The 22,753-nt window shown below is 70.8% G+C and carries 14 protein-coding genes; 4 read left to right on the top strand and 10 right to left on the bottom strand.

Going from position 1 to position 22,753, the window contains the following annotated elements; genetic code table 11:
- Positions 1-160 precede the first annotated feature (160 nt).
- The 3 genes from ACGGCP_RS11755 (at position 161) to ACGGCP_RS11745 (ending at position 5,283) form a co-directional block, all read left to right on the top strand.
- A complete protein-coding gene (locus ACGGCP_RS11755; RefSeq protein ID WP_392964553.1) occupies positions 161-817 on the top strand; it encodes a hypothetical protein in 657 nt (218 codons plus the stop codon).
- Between the two features lie 378 nt (positions 818-1,195).
- Entirely contained in the window at positions 1,196-4,111 is a 2,916-nt protein-coding gene (locus tag ACGGCP_RS11750) for a glycoside hydrolase family 2 TIM barrel-domain containing protein (RefSeq protein ID WP_392964550.1), read from the top strand.
- Between the two features lie 110 nt (positions 4,112-4,221).
- On the top strand, positions 4,222-5,283 hold the full coding sequence (locus tag ACGGCP_RS11745) for a LacI family DNA-binding transcriptional regulator (protein WP_392964548.1): 1,062 nt from the start codon (positions 4,222-4,224) through the stop codon (positions 5,281-5,283).
- A 67-nt stretch (positions 5,284-5,350) separates the two neighbouring features.
- Here the strand turns inward: ACGGCP_RS11745 and ACGGCP_RS11740 are convergent, their stop codons facing one another.
- From ACGGCP_RS11740 to ACGGCP_RS11725, 4 genes are all read right to left on the bottom strand, one after another.
- On the bottom strand, positions 5,351-5,578 hold the full coding sequence (locus ACGGCP_RS11740) for a CsbD family protein (RefSeq protein WP_392964546.1): 228 nt from the start codon (positions 5,576-5,578) through the stop codon (positions 5,351-5,353).
- An 82-nt stretch (positions 5,579-5,660) separates the two neighbouring features.
- Entirely contained in the window at positions 5,661-7,202 is a 1,542-nt protein-coding gene (locus ACGGCP_RS11735; protein WP_392964543.1) for an ABC transporter substrate-binding protein, read from the bottom strand.
- Positions 7,202-8,071, bottom strand: coding sequence for a hypothetical protein (locus tag ACGGCP_RS11730; protein WP_392964541.1), 870 nt, complete (start codon positions 8,069-8,071; stop codon positions 7,202-7,204). The genes ACGGCP_RS11735 and ACGGCP_RS11730 overlap by 1 nt, the downstream gene beginning before the upstream one ends.
- A gap of 134 nt (positions 8,072-8,205) precedes the next feature.
- Complete coding sequence (locus ACGGCP_RS11725; protein WP_392964538.1) at positions 8,206-9,807, bottom strand: glycoside hydrolase family 43 protein; 1,602 nt, start codon at positions 9,805-9,807, stop codon at positions 8,206-8,208.
- Between the two features lie 82 nt (positions 9,808-9,889).
- Between ACGGCP_RS11725 and ACGGCP_RS11720 the strand changes: the two genes are divergently transcribed.
- Positions 9,890-10,399 carry a GNAT family N-acetyltransferase gene (locus ACGGCP_RS11720; RefSeq protein WP_392964536.1) on the top strand — a complete coding sequence of 170 codons (510 nt, stop codon included), beginning with the start codon at positions 9,890-9,892 and terminating at the stop codon, positions 10,397-10,399.
- On the opposite strand, the gene ACGGCP_RS11715 is transcribed toward ACGGCP_RS11720, so the two are convergent.
- The 6 genes from ACGGCP_RS11715 to gltB form a co-directional block, all read right to left on the bottom strand.
- A complete protein-coding gene (locus tag ACGGCP_RS11715) occupies positions 10,396-11,574 on the bottom strand; it encodes a sulfotransferase family protein (protein WP_392964534.1) in 1,179 nt (392 codons plus the stop codon). The genes ACGGCP_RS11720 and ACGGCP_RS11715 overlap by 4 nt on opposite strands.
- 111 nt (positions 11,575-11,685) lie before the next feature.
- A complete protein-coding gene (locus ACGGCP_RS11710) occupies positions 11,686-13,911 on the bottom strand; it encodes an acyltransferase family protein (RefSeq protein WP_392964532.1) in 2,226 nt (741 codons plus the stop codon).
- A 260-nt stretch (positions 13,912-14,171) separates the two neighbouring features.
- Entirely contained in the window at positions 14,172-15,068 is an 897-nt protein-coding gene (locus ACGGCP_RS11705; RefSeq protein WP_392964529.1) for an acyl-CoA thioesterase, read from the bottom strand.
- On the bottom strand, positions 15,069-16,478 hold the full coding sequence (pyk, locus tag ACGGCP_RS11700) for a pyruvate kinase (protein ID WP_392964526.1): 1,410 nt from the start codon (positions 16,476-16,478) through the stop codon (positions 15,069-15,071).
- 146 nt (positions 16,479-16,624) lie between these two features.
- Complete coding sequence (locus ACGGCP_RS11695) at positions 16,625-18,094, bottom strand: glutamate synthase subunit beta (protein WP_392964524.1); 1,470 nt, start codon at positions 18,092-18,094, stop codon at positions 16,625-16,627.
- Complete coding sequence (gltB, locus tag ACGGCP_RS11690) at positions 18,087-22,598, bottom strand: glutamate synthase large subunit (RefSeq protein ID WP_392964522.1); 4,512 nt, start codon at positions 22,596-22,598, stop codon at positions 18,087-18,089. The genes ACGGCP_RS11695 and gltB overlap by 8 nt, the downstream gene beginning before the upstream one ends.
- Positions 22,599-22,753 lie beyond the last annotated feature (155 nt).

Raw genomic sequence — 22,753 nt, 5'->3', positions numbered from 1 at the left:
GCTGGTGGCGCCGCCCAAAACTAGCATCAGGGGGCGGTTTCGGTTATCTGTTATCCGACTGTGTTTTGCTGTCGTGTCGCGTGCCGAGATTGGATGATCTTCCGGGTCCGGGGAACCCGTTCGGTGGGCGCGGCGTCGAAGGGACATGATGGGACACAAGATGTTGCAACGGTTCATCCCGGTCGCGGCGCTGCTGGTGCTGGCGGCGTGCGGGCAGGGTTCGGGTGACGGCGGCGGATCCGGGGACGGGACCGGTTCGGCTGCGGACCAGTCGCAGTCGGGCGAGCCGACGGCGCCGGGCGGCGGCCTCGTCTACCAGGGGGCGCTGACGGTGCTCCAGGGGGTCGAGCGGGACGCGGCGGAGCTGTGCGGCGCGGTGGCGGAGTCGTATCCGCCGCAGTGCGGGGGCCTGCCGGTGTCGGGCTGGGACTGGGACGCGGTCGAGCACGATGAGGCCGCGGGGGTCCGGTGGGGGTCGTACCTGGTGACGGGGACGTTCGACGGGAAGTCGTTCGTGCTCACCGAGGACCCGGTGCCGACTTCGGAGATCGACATGGCGGACTACCCTGAGCTGCAGTACCAGGAGCCGGAGATCGGCGACCCGGCCGAGGATCTGAGCACCGGGGAGCTGCAGGCGATCGCGGACGAGATCGTGGCGGAGTTCCCGCGCTACGTGTACGGCGGTTTCGCGGACGACCAGAACGGCGTCGCGATCATCGATGCGCTCCTGGTCACACCGGAACTGGAGGCGTACGCGGCGGAGCACTTCCCGGCCGATACGGTCGTCTTCTCGTCGATGCTGAAGCCGGTCGAATAATGACGAATCCTGCTTTATCGCGATAAATCCCCCTTAAGGGACCCCTGGCACAAAAATAGCGCGGGGTCCCGACGTTTTCCCTTCGAACAAGAAGCGATCTTCCTTCACTCCTGGAACATGAACGTCTCCCGGGTATTGACACCTCACTGGCCGCCCCTAAGATAGAAACCGGTATCTATCCGGTCGGCCTGCCATGCGAGACGGCGGGGCCGGGCGCGGTGGACGCGTCCGCGGCATGGCGGACAATGAGCGGGCCCGCATCGCCGAACCGAGACGAGGCGGCCGCGCGAGAGCGCGGCAGCTCGGCGGTCGCGGGCAGGAAGTCCGGTCGGCTCCGCCGACCGGACCGATCGCATACAGGAAAGGGAACCCTGGCGAATGAGCCGAATCGATTTCACCTACGTGGAAAGCGTTAGCCCAGGTAGCGGGCGGCGCGATCCGCGTGCGGCGCTGGCCTCCGACGCCGCCGCGCTCAGCCTCGACGGCGAGTGGCGCTTCAACCTGGCCTCCGGCCTCCACGACACCACCGAGGGCTTCGAGGCCCCCGGCTTCGACGCGAGCGGCTGGGACACCCTCGCCGTCCCGTCGATGTGGCAGATGCACGACCTCGACGGCGACGCGCCCTACGGCAAACCGCAGTACACCAACACGGTCTACCCGTTCCCCGTCGACCCGCCCCGCGTCCCCGACGCCAACCCCACCGGCGAGTACCGCCGCACCTTCACCCTCCCCGCCGACTGGCCCGCCACCGGCCGCACCGTCCTGCGCTTCGAAGGCGTCGACTCCGCATTCGCCGTGTGGGTCAACGGGAACCTCCTCGGCGACGGCAAGGGCAGCCGCCTCCCCACCGAGTTCGACGCCACCGAGCACCTGACGCCCGGCGAGAACACCGTCGCCGTTCGCGTCCACCAGTGGTCCGCAGCGTCCTATCTGGAGGACCAGGACATGTGGTGGCTCTCGGGGATCTTCCGCCCCGTCCACCTCGTGCACCGACCCGAGAACGGCGTCGAGGACGTCTTCGCGCACGCCGACTACGACCACGCGACCGGACTGGGCACCCTCCGCGTCGAGACCGCGGCGGACGCACGCGTCACCGTGCCCGAGCTCGGCATCGACATCAGTGCGGGCGAGACCGCCAGCGTCGCGGTCGAACCGTGGACGGCCGAGACCCCGCGCCTGTACGACGCCGTCGTCGCCACCGCGACCGAGCGCGTGAGCCTGCGCATCGGCTTCCGCACCGTCAAGATCGAGGACGGCCTCCTCAAGGTCAACGGCAAGCGGATCCTCCTGCGCGGCGTCAACCGCCACGAGTGGGACCCCGACACCGGCCGCACCCTCAGCGTCGAGACCATGCGCCGCGACCTCGAGATCATGAAGCGGCACAACGTCAACGCCGTCCGCACCAGCCACTACCCGCCGGACCGCCGCTTCCTCGACCTGTGCGACGAGATCGGCGTCTGGGTCGTCGACGAATGCGACCTCGAGACGCACGGGTTCGTCCACCACGAGTGGCGGAACAACCCCAGCGACGTCCCCATGTGGAGGGACGCCTACCTCGACCGCATGGCGCGCATGGTCGAACGCGACAAGAACCACGCCTCGGTCATCATCTGGTCCCTCGGCAACGAGAGCCACACCGGCGCGAACCTCGCCGCGATGTCCCAGTGGGCCAAGCAGCGCGACCCGGGCCGCCCCATCCACTACGAAGGCGACTGGGACTCCGGCTACACCGACATGTACAGCCGCATGTACGCCGACCACGCCGAGACCGACCGCATCGGCCACAAGACCGAGGACTCCACTAAGGACCCGGCGCTCGACCACCACCGCCGCCACGAGATCCCGTTCGTGCTCTGCGAGTACGCGCACGCCATGGGCAACGGCCCCGGCGGCATGAGCGAGTACCAGCGCCTGTTCGAGCAGCACGAGCGCTGCCAGGGCGGGTTCATCTGGGAGTGGATCGACCACGGCGTGCGCCTGCACGACGCGGACGGCCGCGAGTGGTTCGCCTACGGCGGCGACTTCGACGAGCCGCTCCACGACGGCAACTTCGTCGTCGACGGCCTGATCTTCCCGAACCGCGAGCCCTCCCCCGGCCTCGTCGAGTTCAAGAAGGTCGTCGAGCCCGTCCGCATCAATGTCCAGCCCGGCTCGCGCGCCGTCAGCGTCGCGAACCTCCGCGACTTCGCCGACACCGGCGACCTCGCCTACACCTGGACCGTCGAGGACGAGGGCGTCGTCGTCGCCGACGGCGAACTCGAGATCCGCGCCGTCGCGCCCGGCGAGTCCGGGATCGTCGCGTTCCCCGCGGCCGTCGCCGCCCTCGGGCAGGCCGACGGCGAGCGCTGGCTCACCGTCCGCGCCGTCCTCGCCAAGGACGAGCCGTGGGCCGAAGCCGGGCACGAGATCGCCTGGGGCCAAGCGCAACTCGCTGCCAGCGCCCCCGCGCCGAGCGGGTCCGGAACCGCGCCCGTCGCCGAAGGGAGCGGCTACCGCCTCGGCGGCGCCGTCTTCGACGCGCTCGGGCGCCTCACGGCGATCGGCGGCCTGGAGATCGAAGGGCCGCGTCTCGACCTGTGGCGGGCCCCGACCGACAACGACCTGCTCAGCTGGCACGCGCCGCTGGTGAAGCAGTGGACGGACCGCAACTCGGCCCTGTACCGGCTGGAGCACAAGGTCCTCGACATCGAGTCCACTGCGGATGGCCTGACCGTGTCGACCCGGGTCGGCGCGGCCGGCGCCGAGATCGCGATGGACACCGTCTACCGGTGGCGGCTCGAGGGCGCCCGCCTGTGGCTCACCGTCGAGGTGAACCCGTTGGGCGAGTGGAACTTCCCGCTGCCGCGCCTGGGTGTGCGCGCCTCGGTGCCGAAGTCTCTGGACGCGGTCGAGTGGTTCGGCGGCGGGCCGGGCGAGGCGTACGCGGACACGCGCGCGGCCGCGCGGGTCGGCCGGTTCCAGTCCACTGTGTCTGGTATGCAGGCCCCGTACGTGTTCCCGCAGGAGAACGGCTCGCGCATCGACGTGCGCTGGGCCAGCCTCTCCGGTGAGGGGAAGTCGCTCAAGGTGTTCGGCGCGCCCGAGTTCGCGTTCACGGTGCGCCCGTGGACGAGCGAGGACCTGGAGGCGGCGAAGCACACGCACGAGCTGGTCGAGCGCGACCGCCTGTACGTGAACCTCGACGCGGCCCTGCACGGTATGGGCTCGGCCGCGTGCGGCCCGGGCGTCCTGCCCGAGCACCGGCTGCTGCCCGAGGCGACGGCGTTCACGCTGGGCTTCGAAGTGACGGAGTAGGCAGCATGCGGCGGGTTCGCACATGACGTGCGCACAAAGGAATATGCGAGCGTGCAATACCCTGGGTGCGGACCCGTCGCATCCCCGAGAACGGTGAGAGAAGGCCCCTAGTGCCCAAGAAGTCGAATGCCGAGGCCGGCAAGCGCCCCACGATCAGGGACGTGGCCGCCCGGGCGGGCGTGTCGGTGCCGACGGTCTCGCGGGTCCTCGCCGGGAACTACCCGGTGGCGCCCGCGACCCGCGCGAAGGTGCTGCGGGCCATGCGGGAGCTCGACTACGTGGTCAACGCGCACGCCCGCGCGCTGGCGGGGGCGACGACGAAGACCGTGGCGTTCGTGGTGGACGACGTGACGGGGCCGTTCTACGCGTACATCGCGCGCGGGGTCGAGCAGCAGGCCGCCTCGGAGGGGCGGCTGTGCCTGCTGTGCACGACGCACGGCGACCCGGAGCGGGAGCTGGCGGTCGTGGAGCTGATGCGCGAGCAGCACGCGGAGGCCGTGATCGTCGTCGGCGGGGCGTGGGACGACGGGACGTACAACGAGCGGATGCGGTACTTCGCTTCGGCGCTGGACCGGTCGGGGTCGCGGCTGGTGCTGTGCGGGCGGCCGTCGCTGGGCGACGACGTCCCGGCGACGGTGGTGCACTACGACAACGAGGGCGGCTCGTACGCGATGACCTCGCATCTGCTGTCTGCGGGTCACAAGGTGATCGCGTACATGGGCATGGGTGTGGGTCTGTCCACTACGGACGAGCGGGTGCGGGGGTTCCGGCGCGCGCACGCCGACTACGGCGTGGAGGTCGACGAGTCGCTCATCATCCCCGGCCAGTTCTCCAAGCAGAGCGGGTACGACCTGACCCGGGAGCTGCTGGCGGAGCGGGACGACGTGACGGCGGTGTTCGGCGCGACGGACATGGTCGCGGCCGGGGTGCTGAAGGCGTTGCGGGAGGCCGGGATCGAGGTGCCGAAGGACATGTCGGTGGTCGGCTTCGACGACATCCCGCTGGCCTCGGACCTCACTCCGGCGCTCACGACGGTGCACGTGCCGCACGAGGAGCTGGGCCGGGAGGCGGTGCGGCTGGGGCTGCGCCGCGAGGCGACGGCTTCGGACCAGGTGGTCCTGGGGACCCACATCGTGGTGCGCGAGACGGTGGCGCCGCCGCCGCGCCGGTGACGACGTTTTCGGGGCCGGGCCGCTTCGCAGCGGCCCGGCCCCGTTGGTTTCCGGTCAGGGCGTCCGGTCAGCGCCGGTCGTCCTCATCGTCGCCGGTGAGGCGTTCCTTGGCGTCGTGGAGCTTGTCGTCGCCCTTCTCCTGAAGGTCGTGCCACTCCTCTTTCGCCTTGCCCTTGAGCTCTTGGGCGCGGCCTTCGTTCGCCATGCCCTCGTTGTCGGTCGCGTCGCCGAGTTTCTCTTTGGCGCGGCCGATGAGCTGTTCGGTCTTGTCCTTTGCCTTGTCGAATCCACCCATTGGCTTCCGTCCTTTCCGAACGGTGACTGCGCTCGGGGTACCCGTTCGGCCTGCGGCTACACCTCGGCTGGTCGGCGGCGGGTCATTCGACAGGGGTGACGTACGTGTCCTCAGCGGGCAGACCGGCAGGATCCTCCGGATACGGCAGGGGCACGACCGGCACCCATTTGCCGCCGGGGTTCCCGCCGCGGTTGCTCGCGAAGCTGAGCGTGCCGGTCGCGCCGCGCACGACCTGCTCGCTGTTGAGCAGCAGCAGGTGCTCGCGCACGTCCTCGGGCAGCGGCGCCTTGTCCTCCCAGGGGTTGGTGATGCGCACCGCGCCGATCGCCGTGGCCAGCGAGTCGTGGTAGGTCACGGCGTACCCGTCCGAGAGCGCCGCCGGGTCGTCGGTGACGAGCTTCGCGAAGTGCTCCTGGAACGCGGCGAAGCCCTCGGGCGCGGGGGTCGCTCCCGTGGCCCAGCCGGGGTCGGATCCGGCCGCGTACAGGACGTTGAGGTTGTTCTCGCTGATCTGCTGCAGCACTTCGGCATCGTGCTGGAGGTCGGTGCCGGTGACGCCGAACATGACCGTGAGCGGCTGCTCGTCGCAGGCGCGGACGCTGAGCGCCTCGATGAACACCTTCAGGTCCGGTTCGCGCCCCGCGAACAGCACCACGTCCGATCCGTCCGTGCAGATGTTGCGGGTGATCGGGTCGAACACCTCGGGGCCGCCGGTCTCGATCGAGCGGCCGGGGAACGGCTGGTCGGATGAGGTCAGGTATTCGCCGAGCTGGGCTTCGTAGGCGGTGCGCAGCGTCGTGGTGTACCGGTCCTGGGCGGTGCTGTCGTACACCATGATCGCCGAGTCGAGCTCGTCCTGCGCGTCCAGGTGCCGGCGCAGCGCGACCGCGAAGTCGGTGTTGCTCGGTGCGGCCCGCAGGAGGCCGTCGATGCTGCCGTGGTCGATGCCGTCGGCGGTGGTCACGCCGGTGACCATCGGGATGCCGTCGGCGGCAAGGCGTTCGGCCGCCTGCACTGTCGCGTCGCTGCTGACGCCCTGGCCGATGACCGCCACGAGCGGCACCTCGTCGTCGACCATGTCTTCGAGCTGCCCGACCGCGAGCTCCCAGTGCGACTGCCGTGCGCCCTCGTTCGCGAGGTACAGCTGCACGTACGGCTGCGGGTCGCCGAGCTCGCGCGTCCGGTTGGCGCGGTGGAGCGCGACGTACGCGCCTTCGAGGGCGCTCTGGATCTTGTCGCCGCTCATCGCGCTGTCGTCGGTGGTCGTCAGGGTCGTGAGCAGCGCGATCCGCACCAGCGGCTGGTCCTCGGCCTCGGCCTGCTCCGCGGCCCAGTCGTTCTCGGCCTTGATGTTCTCCTGGACCTCGGTGAACTGCTCCTGGAAGACGTACGAGCCGTCCGTGACGCCGACGCACTCGCCATCGACCTGGCGGACCTGCGAGAAGCCGAACCCGCACTGGAACTGCGGGTAGGCCCACTTCACGCCGACGCCGAGCGCCGCGAGCGCGACCACCACCGCGAGGAAGGCCGCGAGACGGCGCTGCTTGCGCCGCCGGGTGCGCCACCAGCGGGAGCCGCGGCTGAAGCCGATGCCGGTGTCGTCGTCAACGTCGATATCGCTCATCACGTGGTCCGTCCGGTCTCAGGGGCCTTCACGCGGTCGGTCACGACCAGGAACGCCGCCGGTTCGACCTGCGAGCGGCGAAGCCACTCGGTGACCTCGTGCAGCCGCGCCAGGAACGCCTTGCCCGCCAGCGCGTCCGCGTTGGTCAGCAGCGCGACGCAGCAGTACCACTGCTCCTTCGCGAGGCGGCCGCGGCCGTAGGCGTGGCGGAGGTCCGCCAGGAACGCGGCGACGAGCGCCCGGTCGCGCTTGCGCAGTTCGGCCTCGCGGGCCGGTCCCGGGGCGGCCAGGGGGTGGGCCCAGCGGTTCAGGTTCGCGAGGTAGTCGAGCGGCTCGTCCACTTCGCCGACGTCGCGGTGGCCGAACCATTTGTAGAAGCTGTAGAGCGTCGGGAACCGCGCCTGGTAGAGCCCGGCGATGAGCGCGGGCACCTGCGCCGTGCCGGGGACGACCTGCCCGAGGACCGCGCCGCTCTCGGTCACGGCGTTCGCCGAGACGGACGGCGGCGCGAAGGTGGCCTTCGCGGCCTGTTTGATGTTGCGTTGCGCCGCACGGTGGTTGCGGAAGTTGATCGGCTGGTCGGTCACGGCGAGTGCGAGTTCGAGCCGCCGGAACTGGAGCCTGGGGTAGGGGTCGCAGCGGCGCATGAGCTGGCGTTTGATGTCGGTGAGGAGGTCGGGGACGGGGTCGTCGGTGAACTCGGCGCAGTTGACGCGGGCGAGCGGGGTCTTGCGCTTGAGCTGGTCGGCGTAGTCGCGCAGGAGGCCGGCGCTCCCGTGGTCGAGGGGCGCGGGCGGCTCGTGGCCGGGCATCGGGGCGGGCAGGTTCCTCTTGAGCTCGCCGAGTGCGGCGCTGTCGTTGGAAGGCATGGGGGTGTCCTGTCGGGGTGCCTATGCGGTGCGTGGGGATCGCACATGCGGACGCGACGCTGCATCCTGTGAGGTGTGACATCGATCCTAGACGATATCGGCTCCTGTCGGGACCTGTCCCGAACCGGCTCGGGTCAAGCGGATCGGCCGACTCTGTATGCGGCGTAGTCGAAGTCGCCGTAGCCGCCTTCGGCGGCGAGGTCCTGGACCCAGAGGCCGGCGAAGGCTCCGGTGAAGCCGAAGGCGTGGACGAGGCCGGGGTCGATCCAGGTGGCGTGCTCGTCGGCGAGGATCGTCGTGTCGGCCTCGGTTTCGAGGTCGGTCCATTCGCCGTTGTCGCGGTAGGCGAAGCGCAGTGCGGGGCCGTCGAAGACGATGCGGAGGTCGAGCCTGGTTCCGACTTCGGCGACGGGTACTGCGGTGCGGCGGCCCCGGTCGGCGGTGGCGAGGACGAGCGTGCGGCGGCCCTCATGGAGTCCGATGTGGAGGCTGTGCCAGTTGAAGGCGTTGTAGTAGGCGGTGATCCCGGCGGTCTGGTCGACCGTCTGCGGGTCGAATTCGAGGCCCGCCTCGAAGACGCCGTGCTTGGCGGTGACGCGCTGGGCGACGAGACTGGGCGTGCGCTTCCCGTGCGGGGACTGGCCTCCGGTGATCCGCAGGTGCGAGGGCCGTTCGGTGAGGCTGAGCCAGGACGGGTCGGGGTGGCGGCGGAGCGTGGCCCAGCGGTGGTCGAGTGCGGGGGCGTCGAAGTCGTCGCGGGCGGGCGCGACGGGCCAGGGGTGCGCGGGCAGGTCCGGGGCGGGGACCTCCATTGCCGGTGCGGCGCCGTCGATCCGGGGCCAGCCGTCGGTCCAGTCGATCCTCGCGATCGCGGTCTCGCGGCCCAGGACGCAGCGGCCCGTGGCGTCGCGCTCGCGGGCGTCGGTCGGGACGCCGGCTTCGATCTCGGTGTAGGGCCGGGAGGCCAGGTACGTCATGTACCACTCCCCCGTCTGCGTCTCGACGAGGCAGCCGTGCCCGGCCTTCTGGAGCGGCAGGTCGAGCTTGTCGCGGGTGGTGAGCAGCGGCCCGTTCGGGTCGGTCTCATAGGGGCCCAAGAGGTTCCGGGAGCGGGCGACGACGGCGCCGTGGTTGAAGCCGGTGCCGCCCTCGGCGCACAGGAGGTGGTACCAGCCGTCCTTCTTGTACAGGTGCGGGCCTTCGGTGACGCCCGCGGGGCTCGATTCGAGGAGCAGCACCGGGTCGCCGATCGCCTTGCCGTCCACGAGCTGCTGGATCTCGATGCCGCGGAAGCCCGTGATCATGTTGAGCAGCCAGGTGGAGCCGTCGTCCTCGTGGAAGAGCGCGGCGTCGAAGCCGCGCCCGGGCAGGCGCACGGGATCGGCCCAGGGGCCTTCGATCGACGCGGCCGTGGTGAGGTAGTTCGCGCAGTCCTTGTAGCCGTAGGCGTAGTTGTCGAGGACCGAGAAGACCAGGTGGAAGCGGCCGTTCGCGTACGTGAGGTCGGGGGCCCACACGCCGCCGGAGTCGGGGACGCCGGTGAGGTCGAGCAGGCGGAGGGAGTCGAGCGCGCCGCCGATCGGCCGCCAGTGCCGCAGGTCCCGCGAGTGGTGCAGGCGCACGCCGGGGCACCATTCGAACGTCGAGGTCGCCACGTAGTAGTCCTCGCCGACCCGCAGCACCGAGGGGTCGGGGTGGAAGCCGGGCAGGATCGGGTTGCGGATCGCGTCGCTCACAAGCTTCGATTCAACCGGCCCGCGACGCGCTTTGCAAGCGCTATCCCAGGTTTTTGTCGGATAGACGTGGCAGCATGTCCGGGTGACCGCGAACCGCGACTTCCAGATCCGTCCCGTCCGCACGGGAGAACATGCGGCCCTTGGGGACCTGACCGTCGACTCCTACCTCCGGGGCGGGTTCCTCCTCGACGGGCTCGACGACACCTACGCGGACCGCCTGCGCGACGTCCCCCACCGCGCCGCCAGCGCCCGCGTCCTCGTCGCCGCCGACGGGGAGGCACTGCTCGGCGGCGTCACCCTCGCCTTCCACGGCAGCCCCATGTGCGAGCTCGGCGGCCCCGGGGACGCCGAGATCCGGATGCTGGCGGTCGCGCCCGCCGCGCACGGGCGCGGCGTCGGGTCGGCACTGGCGGCCGCGTGCGTGGAGGCGGCGCGGGCCGAGGCCGGGACCAAGCGCGTCGTGCTGTGCTCGCAGGAGGCGATGACGACCGCGCACCGGATCTACGGGCGGCTCGGGTTCGCGCGCGCGCACGACCTCGACTGGTCGCCGGTGCCCGGGGTCGACCTCTGGGCGTTCGCCCTGGAGCTCTAGAGGAACGGGGCGAAGGCCCGCTTGTAGTCGCCGAGGGCCTGGTCGATCTCGCCTTCGGTGACGCCGTACCGGGCCAGGTCGTACTTGTGCTCGGTCGGGCGAGACGCCAGCGCCGCGTCGAGGGCGGCCTGCTCGGCGCCGCCCCAGGTCGCGCCGAGGTGCTCGAAGAGCTGCGGGAGGCGTTCGCGGGCGTCGTCGGTGAGGTCGCGGTAGGGCACGTCGACCACGGCGTAGGCGGGCATGCGGGCGCGGGCGGCGCGGGCGCGGTCGAGGCCGGTCGCGAAGAGCCCCAGCCAGGTCCGGCCGATCTCGTGCGGGTCGAGTTCGGCGGTGTTCATCCCGGTCGCGGTCTCGGTCATGGAGCACAGCGAGCCGAGGGCCTCGGCCGGGTCGCGGTGGGTCCACAGGATCTGCGCGTCGGGGAAGGCCTTGACGAGCGCCCTGAGGTTCCACAGGTGCGCGGGGGCGCGCAGGACCCAGCGGCGGCGGGGGCGGCCGTGCTGGAGCACCTGGAGGGTCTGCTTGAGGTAGCGGTAGTCGGGGGCGTAGTCGCGTTCGAGCATCCACTGGACGTACCCGGGCGGCTGGGCGCGCACGAGGTGGCCGATGCCGTGCGGGAGGACCCAGACGTCGGCGTCGGGCTTCTCGGGGTGCATGTCGTAGACGGCGCCGAAGGTGGGGACGGCCTTGGTGAGGAAGTCGGCGGCGCGTTCGGCGCGGCGCAGGTGGTCGGCGGTGTCGAGGTCGGCGTGCATGAGCTCGTGCATGAGCGGGGAGCGGTGGCCCGCGTGGGCGGCCAGGAGGCGCTGGAGCATGGTGGTACCGGTGCGGGGGACGCCGGTGACGACGATGGGCCGGCTGATCGGCTCGTCGGCGAGCTCGGGCTTGAGGACGTGGAGCTTGCGGATGCGCAGGCGGTTCTCGAGGCGGTCGGTGACCTCCTGCTGCACGGCGACCCAGCCGGTGACGGTGAGGCCGTGGATGTCGGCGTACCCGGCGACGAGGACGCGCATGTCCTCGACGAAGGCCTCTTCGCCGTGGGCGGTCGAGCCGGTGCGGTGCTCGGCTTCGCGCACGGCGCGGTCCAGGACGCGGTCGACCTTCTTGCGGCGTCCGGCGATCGCGGGCGTCAGGACCGTGTTGACGGCCTTCAGCCAGGGTGAGACCCGTTCCATCCGTACCGCTCCTTGTGTGCCGTTCACGCTGTGCCGCTTACGAATTCGAGGTGAGCCTACATTCAGGTTCGAATGCGGGCCCACCTCAGTGCGGCGGATTGTGTCCCGGGACTACCTGGCGACCTCCTGGGCTTCCAACGGGATCGCCGCCGCGACCTGCGGCGTGAGCTCGGCGACGAATCGCGGGGAGAGGTGGTTCCCGTCGCGGTAGACGAGGAAGTTGCCGACGACGACCGGGCAGGAGTCGCTTTCCATGTCGCACATCCACGGGATCGGGTCGACGATCTTCACATCGGTCTCCGCCTCCACGGTCGCGATGGTCGCCTCGCGGCGTTCCGGCCGCGTCGTGGCCTGCTCGACGCTGACGACGCACTCGGTGACGTTGTCGGAGTGCTCGGCGAGGCACTCGGGGGTGTCGCCGGGCGGGTTCGCGGAGTCGGCCAGGTAGTAGACCTCGTCGGCCGCGTCGTCGAGGCGGTTCAGGCTCTCGGCCCAGCCGTCGGCCCACGCCTGGTCGGGGTCGTCGGCGAGGACCTCCTTCTCGTCGTATGCGGAGGTGACGACGACGTCGGGTTCGAGGGACTCGATCTCGTCGAACGCCTTCTCCTTCCACTCCTCGCACTCGGTGTAGCGGCGACCCAGGCTGCTGTCGCGCTCGGTCACGTCCGAGACGCTGCAACCCGCCTTCGCGATCGGGACGAGCTTCCAGCCGGAGGCCTCGGCGAGCTGGTTGAACGCCGGGAACCACTGGGCGGCATGGGAGTCGCCGAACAAGACGATGGTCTTGGTGCCGTCCGGGTCGCCGAACACGCAGTCGGCGAGGTCGGCGCTCTCACGGTCGGTGACGCAGTCGTCGGCGTACAGGGCGGGCTCGTCGGTGCCCGCCGCTTCGAGCGACGGCGTGAGGTTCGCCGGAACGGACTCCACATCGGAGGATTCGCCGATCATCTCCCACACGGTGCTGTCGTCGCCGGTGATCTCGGCGGCCTCGCCGTTCTCCTCGGCGGGCATCGGCTGCTGCACCATGAGGATCGACACGGCGAGCATGCCCGTGATGAGCCCGCCGCCGAGCGCCAGCGCCCGCGACGGCACCTGCACGAGCGGCTTCTTCGTGCGGATCGGGTTCTCCACCAGGTAGAACGTGGTGATCGTGAGCAGGAACGCGACGGCCATGAGGAACAGGTAGTGGCGCACCCGCACCTCTTCGAGGCCCATCGCCGTGGGGCCGATCATGATCAAGGGCCAGTGCCACAGGTACAGCCCGTACGAGATCTTCCCGACGAACTGCGCCGGGCGGACGCCCAGGAGCGTCCCGGCGCCGAAGCGGTGCGGCGCGCACCCGGCGGCGATCACGAGCGCGCAGCCCGCGACCGGCAGCAGCGCTGCGGTGCCGGGGAACACGGTGTGCTCGTCGAGGACGAACACGGAGGCGACGATCATCGCCAGGCCCGCCCAGGACGCGAGCGCGGCCGCCCATGTAGGCGCCCATGCGCGGATGCGGCCCGCCGCGACGGCGACGAGCGCGCCTACGGCGAGTTCCCAAGCGCGCGTGTGGATCCCGAAGTAGGACCAGACGGGGTCGTCGGCGGACCAGGCGGCGCTGGCCCAGAACGAGGCGCCGCCCGCGACGGCGAGGAACGCCGTGATGGCCGCGGTGCGGCCGGGACCGCGGTTGCGGTGCCTTGCGGCCGTGAACTTCCCGGGCGTGGAGAGCTTCGCGCCCAGGAACGCGATCGCGAGGAGGACGAGCGGCCAGACGATGTAGAACTGCTCCTCGACCGCGAGCGACCAGAAGTGCTGCAACGGGGACGGCGGGACCTCGGCGTTGAGGTAGTCCGTGCCCTCCTGCGCGAGGCGGAGGTTGATGACGTTGAGCGCGGCGGTCGCCGCGTCGGCGGCGATGTCGCCGAGTCTGGTGCGCGGCAGCCACAGCCAGGCGGCGACGAGCGTGGCGATGAGGACGGTCGCGGCGGCCGGGAGGAGCCGCACGGCACGGCGGGCGTAGAAGCCCGCGATGGAGACGGTCCCCGTCTTGTCGATCTCGCGCAGGAGCAGCGAGGTGATGAGGAAGCCTGAGATGACGAAGAAGACGTCGACGCCGACGAATCCCCCTGCCATGTAAGGGAAGCCGATGTGGGCGGCGATGACGACGCCCACGGCGACGGCCCTGAGGCCTTCGATGTCGGGCCGCCAGTGGCTGGGGCGCGCACTGGTCGGCTGGTGGTCTTCCCGAGCGATGCGCTTGAGCGCCAAGGTCTCGGGATCCCGCTTCGGTGCTATGCGGGCGGCGGCGTCAACGGACGTCTTCGCCGGTTCTGGTGCGTTGGTCAGACGCATGGATCTCGGTCTCCGAACGGTTCACCGGGCATCGGACTCCCCAGCCGGGCAAGGCTGGGCGGACTGGGGTCGGGGGTCTTACCGGGGACGAACGCAGACCATAACATTGCCCGGTTAATGGGATCTACCCCCTCTAAAGCGGTGATATACGCCTCAATCCCCACGGAGAGCAGTGTTCTCACCACGGGTAGCAGTGCCGGGGACGCGGCGAGGGCGCACCCGGAGGTCCGGATGCGCCCTCGCCGCGTGTTTCGTCCGCTCTAGGGAACCCCTGGGGGCTCAGGGGTCTCGCGGAGCAGGCCCTCCTGGGTCGCCGAGGCGAGGTGCACCCCGTTCGCGTCGAAGAACCGGCCCTGAGCGAGGCCGCGCCCGTCTGCGGCGGTCGGCGACATCGAGTCGTAGAGGATCCAGTCGTCGAACCGGAACGGCCGGTGGAACCACAGCGCGTGGTCCAGGCTCGTCCCGAGGTAGCCGCCGGGGCCCCAGACCTCGCCGTGGCGCGACAGGACCGAGTCCAGCAGCGTCAGGTCCGACGCGTACGTGAGCACGCACACGTGGATCAGCGGGTCGTCGGGGAGGCGGCCGTCGGCCTTCATCCACACCCGCTGGTGCTCCTGCGCCGGGCGCTCGCCCGAGGCCGAGAAGCCCGAGCCGCCGCCCGCGTAGCGCATGTCGATCGGGCGCGGCACGCGCGCCCACATGCCGAGCCGGTCGGGGTGGGACTTCAGCTGCTCGCTGAGCGGCGGGATGTCCTCGGGCCGGGCCAGGCCGTCCGGGGCCGGGTCCGAGTGCTCCAGGCCGCGCTCGCCGGTGTGGAACGAGGCGGACATGAAGAAGATCGTCTGCCCGTTCTGCAGCGCCACCGTACGTCGTACGGAGAAGGAGCGGCCGTCGCGGATGTGCTCGACCTGGTAGACGATCGGCTTCGTCGAGTCGCCGGGGCGCACGAAGTACCCGTGCAGCGAGTGCACCCGGCGGTCGGACGGAACGGTGCGCCCGGCGGCCACCAGCGCCTGCCCGGCGACCTGGCCGCCGAACACGCGCTGCAGGCCGACCTCGGCGCGCGGGCCCCGGAACAGGCCCTTGTCGATCTCTTCGAGGTCGAGGACGCCGAGGAGCGAGTCCACGGCGTCCTGGCCTACGAGGACTTCCCTCATCTAGGAGCCGATCTGGTGGACCCGGACGGTGTTCGTCGAACCCGGAGTCCCGGCCGGGGTCCCGGCCACGATGACGACGAGGTCGCCCGGCTGCGCCAGGTGGTGCTCCTGCAGGGTCTTGTCGACCAGTTGGAACATCTGGTCGGTGTGGTCGACGTGCTCGACCAGGTAGGAGTCGGTGCCCCACGACAGCGCCATCTGGTTGCGGACGCTCTCAATCGGGGTGAGCCCGTAGATCGGGCGGTTCGGCTTGAGGCGGGCGAGGCGCTTGACGGTGTCACCGGTCTGGGTGAACGCCACGAGGGCCTTCGCGCCGATCGCGTCGGCGATCTCGGCGGCCGCGTGGGTCACCGCGCCGGACTTCGTGCGCGGGTCGTGCAGCAGCTCGCGCAGGGCGATCGGGCCGTTCTCGGTGGTCTCCACGATCTTGGCCATCGTGCGGACGGTCCCGATCGGGTACTTGCCGACCGAGGTCTCGCCCGACAGCATCACGGCGTCGGTGCCGTCGAGGACGGCGTTGGCGACGTCGGAGACCTCGGCGCGGGTCGGCCGGGCGTTCTCGATCATCGAGTCGAGCATCTGGGTCGCGACGATGACGGGCTTGGCGTTCTCGCGGCAGAGGCGGACGATCTCCTTCTGCACGATCGGGACCTCGTCGAGGGGCATCTCGACGCCCAGGTCGCCGCGGGCGACCATGACGCCGTCGAAGGCCCGGACGATCTCCTCGAGGCGCGCGACGGCCTCGGGCTTCTCGACCTTCGCGATGATCGGGCGGCGCACGCCGACCTCGTCCATCACCTTGTGGCCCAGGCGGACGTCGTCGGGGCTGCGCACGAACGACATCGCGATGAGGTCCACGCCGAGGTTCAGCGCGAACTTCATGTCGGAGATGTCCTTCTCGGACAGCGCCGGGACGGAGATGTTCACGTTCGGCAGCGACAGGCCCTTGTTGTTCGAGACCGGGCCGCCTTCGACCACGAGGCACTCGACGTCGGTGTCGTCGGCGCTGAGCACTTCGAGCGCCAGCTTGCCGTCGTCGACCAGGAGGCGGTCGCCCTTGGAGACCTCGGCCGGCAGCTTCTTGTAGGTGCAGGACACGCGGTCGTGGGTGCCGTCGATGTCGTCGGAGGTGATCTTGATGCGGTCGCCCGCGTCCCACTGCTCGACGCCGTTGGCGAAGGTGCCCAGGCGAATCTTGGGGCCCTGCATGTCGGCCAGGATGGCGACGGGCTTCCCGGCGGCCTCGGCGGCTTCACGGACCATCTGATAGACGGCCTCGTGGTCGGCCTGGGCGCCGTGGGAGAAGTTCATGCGGGCGACGTTCATACCGGCGTCGATCAGGCCGGCCATACGCTCGGGCGTGGCGGTGGCAGGCCCGATGGTGCAGACGATTTTTGCTCTACGAGTCACCCTGCGAGCTTATATCGGACGCCTACTCGCACTCGCAGGGTCTCCGCAGTTGAGAGGTGGAATTCACCGCCGCCGGAATGCAAAACAAAGGTAGGCGGAATTGAGCGCAAGAATATATTCACTGCGCTCAATTCCGCCTATTGCACTTACGCGACGAGCGCCTGTGCGTTCGATTCGACCGGCGCCGGGAGCGCCGTCTGGCCGCCGAGGAACTTGTGCGCGGCGGCCGCGGCCGCGCGCCCTTCGGCGATGGCCCACACGATGAGCGACGCTCCACGGTGGGCGTCGCCCGCGACGAACACGCCGGGCGCGTCCGTCTGCCAGTCCTCGCCGCAGTCGATCACGTTGCGGCGGCTGCGCTCGATCCCGAACTGCCGCAGCAGCGGCTGGTCCTCGGTGCCCGCGAAGCCGATCGCCAGCAGGACGAGGTCCGCCGGGACGACCTGCTCGGTGCCCTCGACCGGGATGATGTCGCGGCGGCCCTGGGACTTGTCGACCCGGACCTCGCTGAAGCGCATCTGGCGCACGTGGCCGTGCTCGTCCCCGATGAACTCGGCGGCCGCGGACGCGTAGTTGCGCTCGCCGCCCTCCTCGTGCGCCGGGTAGTTGCGCACGATCACCGGCCACGTCGGCCACGGGTCCTTGGCGCCGTTGCGGACCTCCGGCGGCGTCGGGTACAGGTCGAGCTGGCGGACCGAGGCCGCGCCCTGCCGGTGGGCCACGCCCAGGCAGTCCGCGCCGGTGTCGCCGCCGCCGATGATGACGACGTGCTTGCCCTTGGCGTCGATCGGCGCGAACGGGGCCTTGCCCGCGACCACCTGGTTGGCGCCCACGAGGTGCTCCATCGCCTGGTGGATGCCCGCGAGCTCGCGGCCCGGCTGCTCGGTCTCGCGCCCTTCGAGCGCGCCCACGGCCAGGATCACCGCGTCGTGGCGTTCACGCAAGTCCTCGGCGGTGATGTCGACGCCGACGTTGACGTCGCACTCGAACTCGACGCCCTCGGCGCGCATCTGCTCGACGCGGCGGTCGATCTGGTGCTTCTCGAGCTTGAAGTCCGGGATGCCGTAGCGCAGCAGGCCGCCGGGGGCGTCGTCGCGCTCGTAGACGGTGACCGAGTGGCCCGCGCGGGCCAGCTGCTGGGCCGCCGCCAGGCCCGCCGGGCCCGAGCCGACCACGGCGACGGACTTGCCGCTGCGGAACTCGGGCACCTGCGGCCGGACGTTCGCGTCGTCGAACGCGCGGTCGATGATCTCGACCTCGATGTTCTTGATGGTCACCGGGTCGTCCCCGATGCCCAGCACGCACGCCGCCTCGCACGGCGCCGGGCAGAGCCGCCCGGTGAACTCCGGGAAGTTGTTCGTCGCGTGCAGCTGCTCGATCGCCGCGCCCCACCGGCCCGTGCGGGCCAGGTCGTTCCACTCCGGGATCCGGTTGCCCAGCGGGCAGCCGTTGTGGCAGAACGGGATGCCGCAGTCCATGCAGCGGGAGGCCTGCGCCGTCACCAGGTCCTTGCTGGTGCGCGTGTAGACCTCGCGGTTGTCGAGGATGCGCACCGGCACGGGACGCTTCTTCGGGACGGCGCGGCCGTGTTCGAGGAATCCGCTCGGATCAGGCATTGGCGGCCTCCTTCTCGGTCAGGACGAGCGTGCGGGTCGTGATCGTGTCAATGGCTTGACGGGCGAGGACGGCCTTGTACTCGCGGGGGATGACCTTCGTGAAGCCGCTCGCGGCCCGCGGCCACTCGGCCAGCAGGTCCGCGGCGACGGCGGAGCCGGTGGCCCGGCCGTGGCGCAGCAGCAGCGAGTGGACCAGGTCGATGTCGGAGGCCGACAGCGGGTCCAGGTCCGCGAGCGCGGTGTTGGTGCGGGACTCGTCCAGGCGCCACACGTAGGCCACGCCGCCGGACATGCCCGCGGCGAAGTTGCGGCCGGTGGGGCCGAGGACGAGGACGGTGCCGCCGGTCATGTACTCGCAGCCGTGGTCGCCCACGCCTTCGACGACGGCGACCGCGCCGGAGTTGCGGACGGCGAAGCGCTCGCCGACCTTGCCGCGGATGAAGACCTCGCCCGAAGTCGCCCCGTACAGGAGCGTGTTCCCGGCGATGACGTTCTCCTCGGCCTTGAACGGGGCCCCGGCGTCGGGCGTGAGCACGAGGCGTCCGCCCGAGAGGCCCTTGCCGACGTAGTCGTTCGCGTCGCCCACGAGCTTGAAGCTCGCGCCGCGGGTGAGGAACGCGCCGAAGGACTGCCCGGCGGTGCCGCGGAACGTCAGGTTCACGGTGTCCTCGGTGAGGCCCTCGCGGTGCGCGCGGGAGACCGCGGCACCGAGGAGCGCGCCGACCGAACGGTCGGTGTTGCGGATCTCGAGCTCGGCCGTGACCCGCTCGCCCTGCTCGATCGCGGGGCGGGCGATGTCGACGATGCGGGCCCCGAGGGTCCCCTCGACGCCGTGGTCCTGGACGGTGGCCTGCGTGCGCGGGCCCTCGACCGGGGAGGCGATGACGTTCGACAGGTCGACGCGGGCGGCCTTGCGGCCGGGCCCGGGGACCTGCTGGAGCCGCTCGACCGCGCCGATGGCCTCCTCGAGGCTGCGGTAGCCGAGCTCGGCGAGGAGCTCGCGGACCTCTTCGGCGATGTAGCGGAAGAAGTTCTCCACGAACTCGGGCTTGCCGGTGTAGCGCTCGCGCAGGCGCGGGTCCTGCGTGGCGACGCCCACGGGGCAGGTGTCGAGGTGGCAGACGCGCATCATGACGCAGCCGGTGACGACGAGCGGCGCGGTCGCGAAGCCGAAGCCCTCGGCGCCGAGCAGCGCGGCGACGACGACGTCGCGGCCGGTCTTCATCGCGCCGTCCACTTCGAGCTTCACGCGGTCGCGCAGGCCGTTGCGGATCAGGGTCTGCTGGGCCTCGGCGAGCCCGATCTCCCACGGGGTGCCCGCGTGCTTGATCGAGTTGGCCGGGGAGGCGCCAGTGCCGCCGTCGTAGCCGGAGATGAGGATCGTGTCGGCCTTGGCCTTGGAGACGCCCGCGGCGACGGTGCCGACGCCGGTCTCGGAGACGAGCTTCACGTGGACCTCGGCGTCGCCGCCTCCGGCGTGCTTGAGGTCGTGGATGAGCTGCGCCAGGTCCTCGATCGAGTAGATGTCGTGGTGCGGGGGCGGGCTGATGAGGCCCACGCCGGGCGTGGCGTTCCGGGTGTCCGCGATCCACGGGTAGACCTTGTAGCCGGGCAGCTGGCCGCCCTCGCCGGGCTTCGCGCCCTGCGCCATCTTGATCTGGATGGCGTCGGCGGTGGCCAGGTACTCGGAGGTGACGCCGAAGCGGCCCGACGCGACCTGCTTGATCGCGCTGCGGCGCAGCGGGTCGTACAGGCGGTCGACGGCTTCGCCGCCCTCGCCGGAGTTGGAGCGGCCGCCGAGGCGGTTCATGGCGATCGCGAGGGTCTCGTGGGACTCCGCCGAGAGCGCGCCGTAGGACATCGCGCCGGTGTGGAAGCGCTTGACGATCGACTCGACCGGTTCGACCTCGTCGAGCGGGACCGCCTCGCGGGCGTCGTCGAAGCCGAGCATGCCGCGCAGCAGCCCGGAGTCGGCGGCGATCGCGTTGACCTTGTCGGTGTAGCGCTTGAACACCTCGTACTGGCCCGAGCGGGTGGCGTGCTGGAGCAGGAACACCGTCTCGGGGTTGAACAGGTGGACTTCGCCTTCGCGGCGCCACTGGAAGTCGCCGCCCGGGGGCAGCGGCTCGCTCGCCTCGATCTTGCGCTCGTAGGCGGAGCGGTGGCGCTCGGCGACCTCCTTGGCGAGGGTCTGCAGGCCGATGCCGCCGATCGAGGAGTCGGTGCCGGTGAAGTACCGGTCGACGAAGTCGGCGTCGAGGCCGACGGCCTCGAAGATCTGCGCGCCCGTGTAGGAGGCGACGGTGGAGATGCCGATCTTCGACATCACCTTGAGGACGCCGTTGCACAGGCCCTTGATGTAGTTCTCGACCGCCTGGGCGGGCTCGGCGTCGACGACGCCCTGCGCGCTCAGCTCCTCGATCGAGTCGAAAGCCAGGTACGGGTTGATCGCGGCCGCGCCGTAGCCGAGGAGGACCGCGGCGTGGTGCACGGTGCGGCAGTCGCCGGTCTCGACCAGCAGCGCCACCTTGGTGCGGGTCTGCTCGCGCACGAGGTGCTGGTGCACGGCGGCGGTGAGCAGGAGCGACGGGATCGGCGCGAGGTCCGCGGTCGAGTCGCGGTCGGAGAGCACGAGGATGCGCACGCCGTCCTCGATGGCCTCGGAGACGTGGCGGCAGATCTCGACCAGGCGGTCCTTCAGGCCGCGCGAGCCGTGGCGGGCCTTGTAGACGCCGGAGACGCGCACGGCCTTGAAGCCGGGCATGTCGCCGTCGTCGTCGATGTGCAGGATCTTCGCCAGCTCGTCGTTGTGCAGGATCGGGCGGGCCAGCTCGATCTGGCGGCACGAGTGCGGGCCGGGCTCGAGCAGGTTGCCCTCGGGGCCGACGGTGGTGCCGAGCGCGGTGACGAGCTTCTCGCGGATCGCGTCCAGCGGCGGGTTGGTGACCTGCGCGAACAGCTGCGTGAAGTAGTCGAACAGGAGCTTCGGGCGCTTCGACAGGCCCGCGATGGGCGTGTCGGAGCCCATGGAGACGAGCGGCTCCTCGCCCTTGGAGGCCATGGGCGCCAGGATGAGCCGCAGCTCCTCGTCGGTGTAGCCGAAGGTGAGCTGGCGGCGGCGCACGGACTCGGGGTCGTACGCGACGTGCTCGCGCTCGGGCAGCTCCTCGAGGCGGATGAGCCCGGCGTGGAGCCAGTCCCCGTACGGGTGCTCCTTCGCGAGGGCGTCCTTCACCTCTTCGTCGTCGAGGATGCGGCCGGCCCCGGTGTCCACGAGGAACATGCGGCCCGGCTCCAGGCGGCCCTTCTGGGCGACCTTGGAGGGCTCGATGTCGACCACGCCGGACTCGGACGCGAGCACGACCAGGTCGTCGGTGGTGCGCCACCAGCGGGCGGGGCGCAGGCCGTTGCGGTCGAGGACCGCGCCGATCTGGACGCCATCGGTGAAGCAGACCGCGGCCGGGCCGTCCCACGGCTCCATGATGGACGCGTGGTAGCGGTAGAAGTCGCGGCGCTTGGGGTCCATGGTCGCGTTGTGCTCCCAGGCCTCCGGCATCATCATGAGCATCGCGTGGGGCAGGCTGCGCCCGCCCAGGTGCAGCAGCTCGACGACCTCGTCGAAGTTCAGGGAGTCCGAGCCGCCCGGGGTGTTGATCGGGAAGAGGCGGCGCAGGCGGCCGGGCAGGGCCTCGGTCGCGAGCTCGGCCTGGCGGGCGGTCATCCAGTTGCGGTTGCCGCGGATGGTGTTGATCTCGCCGTTGTGCGCGACCATCCGGAACGGGTGGGCGAGCGGCCACGACGGGAACGTGTTGGTCGAGAACCGCGAGTGGACGAGGGCAATCGCGCTCTTGAGGCGCGGGTCGGCCAGCTCGGGGTAGAACTGCGGCACCTGGGCGGGGGTGAGCATGCCCTTGTACACGATGGTGCGGGAGGAGAGGCCGACGATCGCGGCGCCGTCGAGGTGGCGCTCGCGCAGCTCGCGCTCGGCCTGCTTGCGCACGGCGAAGGCGAGCCGGTCGAGGTCGAGCCCGGCGGCGAGGCCGTCTTCGGCGGCCAGGAAGACCTGGGAGACGCGGGGCTTGGAGGCCAGGGCGGCGGCGCCCAGCCCGGACGGGTCGGTGGGCACGTCGCGCCAGCCGAGGACCGTACAGCCCTCCGCGACGGCGTACTTCTCCACGATCGCGCGGGCGCGCGCGGTCGACTCGTCGTCCTCGGGGGTGAACACCAGGCCCGCGGCGTAGTGCCCGGCCTCGGGCAGGGCGAAGCCGACGGTGTCGCGGTAGTAGGCGTCCGGGATCTGCAGCATGATGCCCGCGCCGTCGCCCGAATCGGGGTCGGGGGCGGTGGCGCCGCGGTGCTCCATGCGCACGAGCGCGGAGAGCCCGTGCTCGATGACCTCATGGGCCGCTCGGCCTTGCATGTCGGCGACGAACGCGACGCCGCAGGCGTCGTGTTCCCAAGCGGGGCGGTAAAGACCGGGCTCTGAGTTCAGGGCAGAACGCAACCGTGGCCTCCTTCGTCGTCGAGGGCTCCAGCAGCAGGTGGGGGCGCGGAGCACTACGGTGTTTCATACGGGACGACGTCGGCCCGAGAGAATGCAAAGTGTCTGACGAGTGTAATCCATCGCTCATCTGATGGACACCATCGTCCTACGATCCG

Origin of the sequence: Glycomyces sp. NPDC048151, assembly GCF_043202775.1 — a bacterium.
Lineage (GTDB): Bacteria > Actinomycetota > Actinomycetes > Mycobacteriales > Micromonosporaceae > Glycomyces.
This window is presented reverse-complemented; position numbering and strand designations above follow the sequence as displayed.